6 protein-coding genes and 1 other RNA gene are annotated in these 7,428 nt (G+C 47.8%); 6 read left to right on the plus strand and 1 reads right to left on the minus strand.

The genetic code is table 11. The features are described from left to right. The 5 genes from VE954_RS27845 to VE954_RS27865 all read left to right on the plus strand — a co-directional run. Positions 1-1,017: S49 family peptidase (locus tag VE954_RS27845; RefSeq protein ID WP_324959059.1), on the plus strand; the 1,017-nt coding region annotated here is incomplete at its 5' end. 20 nt (positions 1,018-1,037) lie between these two features. Next, a complete protein-coding gene (locus tag VE954_RS27850; protein ID WP_324959061.1) occupies positions 1,038-1,406 on the plus strand; it encodes a head decoration protein in 369 nt (122 codons plus the stop codon). A gap of 3 nt (positions 1,407-1,409) precedes the next feature. Then, positions 1,410-2,450: a major capsid protein gene (locus VE954_RS27855; protein ID WP_324959063.1), complete on the plus strand. Its 1,041-nt coding sequence runs from the start codon at positions 1,410-1,412 to the stop codon at positions 2,448-2,450. Between the two features lie 40 nt (positions 2,451-2,490). Continuing rightward, entirely contained in the window at positions 2,491-3,249 is a 759-nt protein-coding gene (locus VE954_RS27860; RefSeq protein ID WP_324959065.1) for a Rha family transcriptional regulator, read from the plus strand. A gap of 316 nt (positions 3,250-3,565) precedes the next feature. Further along, complete coding sequence (locus tag VE954_RS27865; protein WP_324959067.1) at positions 3,566-4,642, plus strand: tyrosine-type recombinase/integrase; 1,077 nt, start codon at positions 3,566-3,568, stop codon at positions 4,640-4,642. A gap of 168 nt (positions 4,643-4,810) precedes the next feature. Here the strand turns inward: VE954_RS27865 and ssrA are convergent. After that, positions 4,811-5,170: a transfer-messenger RNA gene (gene ssrA / locus VE954_RS27870) on the minus strand. Positions 5,171-5,397: 227 nt separating this feature from the next. On the opposite strand from ssrA, the gene VE954_RS27875 reads away from it, so the two are divergent. Beyond that, on the plus strand, positions 5,398-7,323 hold the full coding sequence (locus VE954_RS27875) for a WD40 repeat domain-containing protein (protein WP_324959069.1): 1,926 nt from the start codon (positions 5,398-5,400) through the stop codon (positions 7,321-7,323). The last annotated feature ends 105 nt before the right edge of the window (positions 7,324-7,428 follow it).

Here is a 7,428-nt window from a genome sequence, read left to right on the forward strand (position 1 = left end):
AATGGGGTGGCCATCATCCCCGTCCGAGGCCCACTTTTTAAACGCGCCAATCTCATGACCACTCATTGCGGGGCCACAAGCTACGAAACAATCCTAAAAGACTTCCATCGGATGCTCTTGGATCCCAAGGTTAAATCCATACTTTTGGATATTGACAGTCCAGGTGGCGAGGCGAATGGCTGCTCGGAACTGGCGGATGCCATCTTCTCGGCTCGCGGTCAGAAACCAATTTTCGCTTATGTGGGAGGAACAGGTGCCTCGGCGGCCTATTGGATTGCAAGTGCCTGCGACAAGATCTTTGCCGCCGATTCTGCCATCGTTGGCAGCATAGGTGTGCAGTCGATCATGCAGTCCTGCACCCAGGATGGTCAGCTCCGCTTCATTTCCAGCCAGTCTCCTAACAAAAACCTTGATCCAGCGACAGAGGAAGGAGCCAGGGAGGTTCAGGGCGTCGTCGACTCCCTGGCGGAAATTTTTGTTCGGAAGGTGGCACTCTATCGCGGGATCAGCCGCGCGCAGGTACTCGAGCATTACGGTCAGGGATCCGTCTTTGTCGGCCAGCAGGCCCAAAGGCGAGGCCTGATCGATGTTATTTCAAACTTTGAGGAAGTTATTATGAACATTCAAACAGAGGAGAACCCACTGGGAGAAAATTCAGTCACAGTGGATTTCATCACAAAACATCACCCTGAAATCGGGGCTCACTTTGAGGAGGTTGGCCGGGAATCAGGACGGCAGGCCGAGAGGGAGAGGGTGGCCGGAATTTACCGGCTGAGCAATGTGGGGATTAACCCCGCCCTCATTCAACAACTTATTGCGGAGGGAGCAACGGTAGAGAGCGCAGCCATGTCCATCCTGCAGAATATCGGAAAAACCAGAACGTCCCTGGTTTCGGGCTTTGCGGCAGCCGAAGATAAAATCAAGGGACTCAGTTCAGGAACCGCAAGCCTCAGTCCCGAAGATGAACTCGATGCAGATCTGCGTCTGGCAGCTGCTCACGGAATCAGGACGAGGTAACGCATATGTACGGTGGACCAATGTTTGGTGATCTGGATGGCTTCAATCCACATGACCTCATCGCGGGGGATTTTCCTCTCAAGACTGAAGCAATCACCCTCGCCAAGGGGCAGAACCTGAAGAGGGGCTCGGTGCTTGGCCGGATCAAGGCATCCGGTAAGTTTGTTCTTTCCCGAAAGACCAACGACCAAGGGGCGGCAATTTCTGACGGCAGTGAAATCCCTCTGAGGATTCTCGGAGAGGCTGTCGATGCCTCGGACAAGGATCAGGTGACCGTCGCATACCGAACGGGATCATTTCTAAAACAGGGATTGACCCTTCACGAAAGCCATAACTTTGGCGACATTAAATACGACCTGGAAACACGGTCAATTTTTATTGAGGACTGAAATTTGAATCGATCGATCTACTCGACTGAATATCTGATGCGCCTCGGTCAGCGAATCGTTGACCAGCCACGCTACTTTCTTAACCGTTACTTCACGGAGGTCTGGACTCGCGACGAGGATGTGATCCTCTACGATGTGGAGGACCTGAGCGAGGGAATCACGCCTTTTGTTCATCCTCTCCATGAAGGCAAGATCATGAAGCACCGCGGATACCGGACCAAGTTCATTCGCCCTGCCTACGTGAAAGAAAAAGTGATCCATGACCCTGAGCTGCCGATCAAACGCATGCCTGGTGAAGCCATTGGCGGAGAGCTCACGCCTGAGCAACGCATGCGTCTTCATGTAATGCATGATGTGAACCGTTTGAAGGATCGCCTGACAAATCGCGAAGAGGTCATGGCCCACGAGATCATTAAAAAAGGTGGTCTAACCGTGATCGGTGAGGGATTCCAGGAGTACGTTGATTTCGGTCGGGACAAATCGCTCACCATCGATCAGGCCGGGATCAAAGCCGGCTACAAAAAGGACTGGGCGGATCCGGAATTTCCCATGACCGATTTTCTTGAATCGTGCAGCCGAAAGGTCTCTGAGCTTTCACTGAACAAGAGTCAGGCAACCGACCTGCACATGGGGTCCAGGGCCTGGGAGCTCTTCCGGCGAAACAAGGAGGTGATCGCTGCCGGTGACTTGCGTCGGGGAGTTGATATCACTCTTGTCATGACTCCCACCCAGCAGGCCGACTCCGTCCACTATAAAGGTCGCTTCGGGGATTTTGAAATCTTTGTCCACTATGGGACCTACCTGGACGGAACCGTGGAGAAAAGATTTTTCGAACCGGGCGAAGCGCTCTTAACTGCAAAGTCAGTGGGAGGAGCCCGATACTATGGCAAGATTCGCGACAAGAAAGCCAACCTGAGGGCGATGGACTATTTCCTCAAATCCTGGGAAACCGAGGATCCTTGCCACACCTATATCATGATTCAGAGTGCGCCTCTGCTTGTCAGTCGCGACCCCAATACCGCCTGCCTTATGACAGTTGTTTAAAGGAATCCATATGCTCAATCACCACACCAAGGAAAAAGAAATGAACAGTATCGTCCCTGTTACCGACGAACTCGTTTATGTAAAAGCGGAAACACCCGTCACCAACTCCTTGAAACTTGCCACACATTTTGGCAGGAACCACTCCGATATCATCCGGGCCATCAGGAATCGAATCCGTAACTATTCGGAATCATTTGGTAACCGCAATTTTGCTGAGATCGATTACCTGGATCCTCAGGGTCGCAGGTTCCGCATGTATGAGCTGACTCAGGATGGGTTTTGGGCTGTGGTCATGGGGTTTACTGGCGAAGCGGCAGCGAAGATGCAGGAGCTGTTCATCAATGAATTCAATCGACGAGCTGAAATCATCCAAAGCCTCAAAAAGTTCTGGCCTGATCAGAAGTCTTTGGCAGCTCCCAAAAAGGAATACAACCATCAATATGGCTACATGCAGGTCAAAGCCACTGCTGATGGCTACTCCGAGCAGGCATGGATTTCCGGTGCCAAAACAATCAAGGAGATGAACGAGATCGAAAACCATTCAAGGCTTCAGCATAAGCGCATCAGTCTCGTACTTGGGAATCTGAAGGCCTTTATTCTCGGACTGCATGAAAGTGACAGGTATAACCAGCGCTTCGTCAACCTTCTCGAAGAAATCCAGGAACTGGCGGATCGATGCAAGCCTAAATCTTATGGTCCGGTGATCAGTCAGATTCCGATGTTCAGTAGCGAGGGCATCGCTTTGATGAATTTCGGCGGTGAAAACCATGGGGAGGAATTTGTAGATGCCGCTTGCTGAACTGCCTCGATTGAATTCCAATCACCTGATTCAAACCCGCCAAAGACAGATGCCGCGAACCGAAAAATCTCAAACGAAATCCACTCCACATTCGACCAAATCCGATGCTATGGTAGGCAAGCTCTTTGACAATTTGGAGAATGAGCAGTTGCTCACGGCGGAACAGTTGGCCGCAAGGCTCAACATTGCTGTGAAAACAGTAAGGAAATGGCGATATGAAAACATATTGCCGTTGGATTCGATGGTGAAACTTCGCCATCAAGTCAGGTATAGGTGGGGTAAGGTCTTGGCATGGCTTGCAACCAAAGAGGTTTAAATGAGCATCCATAAGACCAAGTGTAAAACCTATGAAGTTAAATGGCGTGAAAATGGAAAATTACGTTCCCACAATTTCAAAAGAAAGATCGATGCAGAGAAGTTTCAGGCGAGTTTGAAGCTTGGAAAAAGACAATTTTTGTTTGCTGAAGAAAAGGAGAAAAAAGAATCAGAGCTGACGTTTATGGAGCTGGCTGAAGTATGGGTAAGAGACCATGCAGAAGTTCATAAAGCCCCCAGCACAGTGATCCGTGATAAACAGATTATCAGAGATTACCTCCTGCCATTTATAGGGTCAATGAAACTGTCAGATGTTTCCAAACGGTCGATTATCGACATTCAAGCCAACCTGCACCGGGGTGGAAAGCTTAAACCCAAGACAATAAATAATATCATCGGCCTGTGTCATAAGATTTTCTCGGATGCAGTTGGATGGGGCATGGCACCTGCAAACCCTCTATCCTACATTAAGCCAATTAAATGTCCGGAATCTGAGTTTCGGTTCTGGACGTTCACGGAACGCGATAGGTTCTTGACGTTTGTGAGGAGCAGAAACCCCCGAGTATATGATGTTGTGACTTTCGCAGTACATACAGGGCTTAGAAGAGGGGAAGTCGAGGGATTACAGAGGGACTGTATTGATTTCGAACGTCGTGAAATCATTGTGAAGCGTAACTTCTGCCATAAGACAAATAAGCTCAACGATTACACCAAGGGCAAGAAATTTCGTCGTGTTCCAATGAATGATACCGTTCATGATATGTTGAAGAAGTACATGCTTCTTCGACCTTCTGAAACTGTTTTCGATCTCGACTTTCAGCATTTGGTTTCCAGGTACTTGTTGCCGCTACAGCAGGAGGCTGGAGTGAGTCAGATTACGTTTCATGATCTTCGCCACTCTTTTGCTTCTCATTTAGCCATGTCAGGTGTCAGCGTATTCGATATTCAGAAGTTACTTGGACATACTGATATCAAAACGACGATGCGCTACATGCACTTGGCTCCCGACCACTTGAGAGGTGTTACAGACGTACTTGTGAAAAAAAGTTTGAGCGAAAAACTGGAAAAAACGGGCTAAAGAATTGCCGTTTTGACGCGAGTTGAATGCAAAGTGTTGCAATTAACGAAGGCTGCATTTCATTGCAAAATCAGCCCTAACGTCTGAGGTGAAAACTGAGATGTTCGGAAAATGTTCGGAATGTTTAAGCGAAGGGTCTTTTTCTTTAACAATTCCAAGGGTTTGCCTTGGTGGAGGTGGCGGGAATCGAACCCGCGTCCGAATGTGTGTCGATAAAGGCTGCTACATGCTTAGAACCGTTATTTTATCCTCTTGCCCTAGGCGCGCACGGACATGCTCCTAAGGCCGCAACCTGATTGATTTCCCTTAACAACCCACAGGTGGAGAGTCATTAAGGTAATCCAACGGATAATACGTCTTCCACCCGTGTTGGAGCCTAGTGGTCAACGCGCAGACTAATTAGGCTGCGTAGGCGTATTGTTGTTCGGCAACTATACGTTTGGTGCGCCTTTATAACCGGGTTGCGTACCCACCCCGGACATGCTCCTTAAAACCTACTGCCACACCCGTCGAAACCAGTACACCCCCGACTAAGTGAAAACAACCCTAGGTGGTTATGGCGATGGCCATACTAGATCTCTTTGATTGCTAGTACAACATTGAATTTCAATATGTGCATTTTGACATAGAAATGTTGAGAACGATATTGCTGGAATAATTGCAACAACTTAGGTGGATCGCGATGGCTGAGTAATTGATAGTCGAACAGTGATAGGGCACCTTGCTGCAGCAAGTCTCACAAGTAGGATAGTCAGATGCCTCGTCACATTAACATTATTATTCTTCTTATATTAGCTATATCGGGATGCGAGCAGCTTTCCAACCGTGTTGATTCCACTACTCTAGAATGTGGAGAAGACTTCGTAGCGAACGACAATCATTGGCTACGTGCTGAATCCTCATCTGGTATTCTGCTCACCAAAAACGAATTCGAAGTGATTAGGCTCGGACAGGAATCGTGGCAGACGCAGGAAATTAGCAGTAAGGGCTGCTTTCGAGTGCCAATTGAATCGGAATGGATTGTTCGTTCAGTCATTAATAAAGAATCAAGGCTGATTGATAAAACTAGTTCGCTGGAATTTGGCCACCATCGTCTCCGGTTGGAGCCGAACCGCAACGACATACTCAAGCTCGCGTGCCCCATGAAAGCCGTCAACTCAAAGAACCTGACATTTGATCAGATTTTCAAGATCGCATCGGAGGGCGCTACTCGCTTGGCAGTGAAGTATGAGCTTCATGATGCTAACTCTAAAATTTCGATAGAGGCGAACAGCTGGCTTTTAGGAAACGAAGCTCTGCCACTAATATCCAGCAAAATAGCCGATGGCACTTACCATCTCAAATTTCAGATTCAGGATTTAAGACAAGATCAAATCAGAAACCATGAATGCAATGTGAAATTGGATAATGCTCCCCCGGAAGTCGACGCAGATCGCAGTCACCTAACACTTGACACCACAGCAGGCAAAAGTTTCTTTGTGATACCGCGGCAAGAGCAGCTAAGGTTCAAATCAAAAGTAGCTGAAAAAGATGAAGTCAGGGTTGAATATTGTTTTGTGCCTGCTGACGAAACGGGGGTTGCGTCCACCCAGGCTTGCAGTTTGGACAAAGTAAGAATGGCTGCTGTCGGCGAACCCATATCCCCAAGTGTGAATGCAGGGATTTGGGAGCTCCACTTCAGCGCTGTGGATACAGCAGGAAATCGATCAGAGTGGCAACACATTACGCCCCTGCTCTATGCTGATAGTTCCACCATGCAGCAGATCAAGTTGGAAAGCCGTCCTGATATGGTGCAGACTGAGCTCACAAAAGTTGATGGCATTTTTGATATCTTACACAAAGCATTTAGTAATTACTCAACATGGAAGAGCCTCGTTACTGACTTTGAAAGGAAGAAAACTGAAGACGCGATAGCTTCCCTGTTTTATGCAGCCCACATTGGAATGAATAATTATTCCCAGTTTATTAGCGTCGGCGACAGAACCACCACAATGACTATGACCCCTGATGGGGAGAAAATATTTACCGGGCTTCTCAATGGCGATATTCAAGTTTTTGATGTCAGCACTAAAAAACTCCATTCAACCCTTAAGGGCCATTGGGCATCACCCGCGTCCTATTCTTTGAGCCCTGATAACAAGATGATGGTTACCGGAAGTTTTGACCGAAGCATTAAAATCTGGGATCTGGAAAAAAACAACCTTGTGACTACCATTAGCTCCACAGAAGGTGAGTTCTTGCGCGTAGCTCTTTCCCCAGACAAGAAAAACATTGTTAGTTCTTCGTGGGACAGGATTGTTAAGATTTGGTCCATCGATGGAACGCTGCAGAAGACAATTTCCAAAGAGACGGATCAAAATTTTCATCAGGACGTGATATTTGCTTTGAAAATATCTCCAGATGGCAAGTATTTTGCGACAGGTTCCTGGGATCGGACAGTTAAGCTGTGGGATCTTGCGACCGGAACATTTTTGAGGAAATTCACGATTGATCATACTGATGGGGTCAATGATATTGAATTTTCCCGGGACTCCAGTTTATTAATTTCTGCAGGGAAAGATGGCCAGATCCTAGTCCATAATGTTGCTGACGGGAGTTTGCAAAAGAAGCTTGCCAGTCTATCAGCCTCCGTAACTTCTATCGACATCCGGAATAAATCAGCTATTTTGAGACAGTCATAAAAAGAGTTTAGTGTACTTTTCTATCCAAGCACATACATGGATTGCCGTGTGACCGGGATGTTGATCCCGACCTGCTCCTGTGGAATCAGAAGTTTAGGACCACGC

It is taken from the genome of Oligoflexus sp., assembly GCF_035638955.1.
Lineage (GTDB): Bacteria > Bdellovibrionota_B > Oligoflexia > Oligoflexales > Oligoflexaceae > Oligoflexus.